Genomic DNA, 4,435 nt, shown 5'->3' with positions numbered 1-4,435 from the left:
AAACGCACCCCCTTGTATGACTTGCACGTCGAACTTGGCGGTAAGTTGGTTGATTTTGCTGGTTGGGAGATGCCTGTTCAGTATCCTTTGGGGATAATGGGGGAGCATAAGCAGTGTCGTGAGAAGGCGGCGTTGTTTGATGTGTCTCATATGGGTCAGGTGATCCTGCGCGGTGAGAATGTGGGTGAGAAGCTGGAAGCTTTGTGCCCGCAGGCTTACGCGACGCTGAAGGAAGGCAAGGCGCGGTACGGGTTTTTCACCAATGCGGACGGCGGGATCATGGACGATTTGATCGTGTCGAATGCGGGGGATCACTACTTTGTGGTGGTGAATGCAGCGCTGCGCCATCAGGACATTCCGCATATGCGTGATAATCTGGACGGCGTCGAAGTGACCGAGATCTTCGACCGCGCGCTTGTGGCGGTTCAGGGCCCGGCGGCGGAAAACGTCGTGGGTGATCTTTGCCCGGCGGCGCGGGATCTGAAGTTCATGGAAACCACGGTGGCCGATATCAACGGTGTTGAGTGCCGCATCTCGCGGCTGGGCTACACCGGCGAGGACGGCTACGAGATCTCGATCCCCGAGGACAAGGCGATCGAGGTCAGCAAGGCGTTCCTGGCGCATGAGGATTGCGAAGCCGCCGGTCTGGGCGCGCGCGACAGCCTGCGGCTGGAGGCCGGCCTGTGCCTTTATGGCAATGACATCGACCAGAGCACCTCGCCGATTGAGGCCTCGTTGGCTTGGGCGATCCAGAAGCGCCGCAAGGAAGAGAGCGGTTTCCCGGGCGCCGAGCGCGTGCAAAAAGAACTGGCCGAAGGCCCCGCCAAAAAGCTGGTTGGCATCAAGCCCGAAGGTCGCGCCCCGGCGCGTCAGGGCGTGGAAATCCAGTGCGCCGAGGGCAATACGATCGGTCAGATCACCTCGGGCGTGTTCGGCCCCACGGTCGGCGGACCGGTGGCGATGGGCTATGTGTCCAAGGGCCACGGTGAGCCGGGCGAGACGGTGAACCTGATCATCCGGGGCAAGCCGCAGCCAGCGCAGATCGTGGCGCTGCCCTTCGTCAAACAGAATTACAAGCGTTGAAGTCAGGAGAGAGACAACATGGCAACCTATTATTCCGAAGAGCATGAATGGCTGACCGTCGAAGGCGACACGGCCACTCTGGGCATCACCAAGCACGCGGCTGAACAGCTGGGTGACGTGGTGTTCGTGGAGCAGCAGGAAGCAGGCGACGAGTTTGAAAAAGGCGGTGAGATCGGCGTGATCGAATCCGTCAAGGCCGCCTCCGAGCTGTATGCCCCGGTCGATGGCGAGATCACGGAAGTGAACGAAGCGCTGGCCGACAACCCCGGCGCGCTGAACGAAGACCCCGAGGGTGAGGCCTGGATCTACAAGATCAAGATCGCGGATGCCGCGCAGCTGGAAGATCTGATGGATCTGGACGGCTACAAGGCCCTGATCGGGTAAACCCAAACGGCGGGTCCTTTTGCGGATCCGCCCCTTCATCTGGCTAAAAATATCCCCGCCGGAGGCTCCTGCCAGAGCGGCCGGGCGAGACATTCCCTGAGGAGCATGACCTATGGCCTTCAAACTGACTGATTACGAAGCCTATGACTTCGCCAACCGCCGCCATATCGGGCCCAGCCCGACGGAAATGCGCGACATGCTCAAGGTGATCGGCTTCAAGACGCTGGACCAGCTGATCGACGCCACCGTCCCGCCTGCGATCCGGCAAAAAGAGCCGCTGGACTGGGGTCCGGCGATGACCGAACGCGATGCGCTCTTTTACATGAAAGAGGTGGCGAGCAAGAACAAGGTTCTGACCTCGCTGATCGGTCAGGGCTATTACGGCACCACCACGCCGGCGCCGATCCTGCGCAACATCCTGGAAAACCCGGCCTGGTATACCGCCTACACGCCCTATCAGCCCGAGATCAGCCAAGGCCGTCTGGAAGCTCTCCTGAACTTCCAGACCATGGTCAGCGACCTGACCGGTCTGGACGTGGCCAACGCCTCGCTCCTGGACGAAGCCACTGCGGCGGCCGAAGCCATGGCGATGGCCAAGCGTGGTGGCCGCTCAAAGGCCAACAACGCGGCCTTCTTCGTGGACAAGAACTGCCACCCGCAGACCATCGCAGTCATCAAAACGCGCGCCGAGCCTCTGGGCATCGACGTGCAGGTCGCCGACCCGGACACGCTGGATGCGGGATCGGTCTTTGGCGCGATCTTCCAGTATCCCGGCACCCACGGCCATGTGCGCGACTTCACATCGGAAATCGCCGCGCTGCACGAACACAAAGCCATCGCCATCGTTGCCGCCGACATCCTGTCGCTGGCGCTGCTGAAGTCTCCCGGTGAGATGGGCGCGGATATTGCCATCGGCTCGACCCAGCGCTTTGGTGTTCCGATGGGCTATGGCGGGCCGCACGCAGCCTATATGGCGACCAGTGACAAGCTGAAGCGGTCGATGCCGGGCCGGATCATCGGCGTGTCGATCGACGCGCGCGGCAACAAGGCTTACCGCCTGGCGCTGCAGACCCGCGAGCAACACATCCGCCGCGAAAAAGCCAACTCGAACGTCTGCACCGCGCAGGCGCTGCTGGCGGTGATTGCCTCGATGTATGCCGTGTATCACGGCCCCGACGGCATCAAGGCCATCGCACAATCGGTGCACCGCAAGACCTCGCGCCTGGCCGCCGGTCTGGAAGAGGCAGGCTTCTCGGTCGAGCCAGAGGTGTTCTTCGACACCATCACGGTTGAGGTCGGCCACCTGCAGAATGTCGTGATGGAGGCCGCCGTGGCCCGCGGTGTGAACCTGCGCAAGGTCGGCGAGACCAAGGTCGGCATCAGCCTGGACGAACAGACCCGGCCCGAGACCATCGAGGCCGTCTGGGGTGCCTTCGGCATCGATCGCACCGATGACAGCTCAAACAAAGTCTATCGCCTGCCCGATTACGCGCTGCGTGAAAGCCCTTACCTGACCCACGAGATCTTCCACAAGAACCGGGCCGAGGCCGAGATCACGCGCTATATGCGCCGTCTGGCCGACCGCGATCTGGCGCTGGACCGGGCAATGATTCCGCTGGGCTCGTGCACCATGAAGCTGAACGCCACGATCGAGATGATCCCGGTCACCTGGCCCGAGTTCGGCAATCTGCACCCGTTCTGCCCCGAAGATCAGGCGCAGGGCTATCATGAGATGATCGACGATCTGAACGACAAGCTGTGCCAGATCACCGGCTATGACGCGATCAGCCAGCAACCCAACTCGGGCGCGCAGGGCGAGTACGCAGGCCTGCTGACCATCCGCAACTATCACGCCGCGCGGGGTGAGGCGCATCGCAATGTCTGCCTGATCCCGACCTCGGCGCATGGCACCAACCCGGCCTCGGCGCAGATGGTGGGCTATCAGGTTGTTCCGGTGCAGGCCGATGAGAACGGCAACATTGACCTGAATGACTTCCGCGCCAAGGCCGAGAAGCATTCCGATCATCTGGCCGCCTGCATGATCACCTATCCGTCCACCCATGGCGTGTTCGAGACCACCGTTCAGGAGGTCTGCCAGATCACCCATGACCACGGCGGTCAGGTCTATATCGACGGCGCCAACATGAATGCCATGGTGGGTCTCTCACGTCCGGGTGACATTGGCGGTGACGTCAGCCACCTGAACCTGCACAAGACCTTCTGCATCCCGCATGGCGGCGGCGGCCCCGGCATGGGTCCGATCGGCGTCAAGGCGCATCTGGAGGAACACCTGCCCGGTCACCCGGAATACGGCACCGCCGTGGGCCCGGTCTCGGCCGCGCCATTTGGCTCTCCGTCCATTCTGCCGGTCAGCTGGGCCTATGTGCTGCTGATGGGCGGCGCCGGTCTGACGCAGGCCACGAAAGTGGCAATCCTGAACGCCAACTACATCGCGGCACGCCTGCAGGAGGCCTATCCGATCCTCTACACCTCGGACACGGGCCGGGTGGCGCATGAATGCATCCTCGACACCCGACCCTTGGACGAGGCGGCACAGGTCAGCGTCGACGACATCGCCAAGCGTCTGGTCGATAGCGGCTTCCACGCGCCCACCATGTCCTGGCCGGTGGCCGGCACCTTGATGGTTGAGCCAACCGAGTCGGAACCCAAGGACGAGCTGGACCGCTTCTGCGACGCCATGCTGTCCATCCGGGCCGAAGCGCAGGACATCATCGACGGCAAGATCGACGCGGAAAACAACCCGCTGAAAAACGCCCCACACACGGTGCGCGATCTGGTCGGCGACTGGGACCGGCCCTACTCGCGCGAACAGGCCTGCTTCCCCCCAGGCTCCATGGGCGTCGACAAATACTGGTCCCCCGTAAACCGCGTCGACAACGCATATGGCGACAGAAACCTAATCTGCACATGCCCCCCAATGGACGCTTACGAAGAAGCCGCTGAGTAA

Annotated in this window: 3 protein-coding genes; all 3 read left to right on the top strand. The window is 62.4% G+C overall.

Annotated elements, in window-relative coordinates; all coding sequences use genetic code 11:
* Window positions 1-1,083: glycine cleavage system aminomethyltransferase GcvT (gene gcvT, locus AC2FJF_RS24245; protein ID WP_496727548.1), on the top strand; the 1,083-nt coding region annotated here is incomplete at its 5' end.
* A gap of 18 nt (window positions 1,084-1,101) precedes the next feature.
* Window positions 1,102-1,467 (top strand): glycine cleavage system protein GcvH, encoded by a 366-nt coding sequence (gene gcvH, locus AC2FJF_RS24240; RefSeq protein WP_058271403.1) that lies wholly within the window; start codon window positions 1,102-1,104, stop codon window positions 1,465-1,467.
* A 112-nt stretch (window positions 1,468-1,579) separates the two neighbouring features.
* The gene (gene gcvP / locus AC2FJF_RS24235) at window positions 1,580-4,435 is read left to right on the top strand and encodes an aminomethyl-transferring glycine dehydrogenase (RefSeq protein WP_496727547.1); all 2,856 of its coding nucleotides are present in this window, start codon (window positions 1,580-1,582) and stop codon (window positions 4,433-4,435) included.

It is taken from the genome of Ruegeria sp. CDSB013 (assembly GCF_059611165.1).
This window is presented reverse-complemented; position numbering and strand designations above follow the sequence as displayed.

What these genes read in the sequence shown, in the direction of transcription:
- gcvH (WP_058271403.1), top strand. Translation starts at nt 1,102, where the DNA reads ATGGCAACCTATTATTCCGAAGAGCATGAATGGCTGACCGTCGAAGGC.
- gcvP (WP_496727547.1), top strand. Translation starts at nt 1,580, where the DNA reads ATGGCCTTCAAACTGACTGATTACGAAGCCTATGACTTCGCCAACCGC.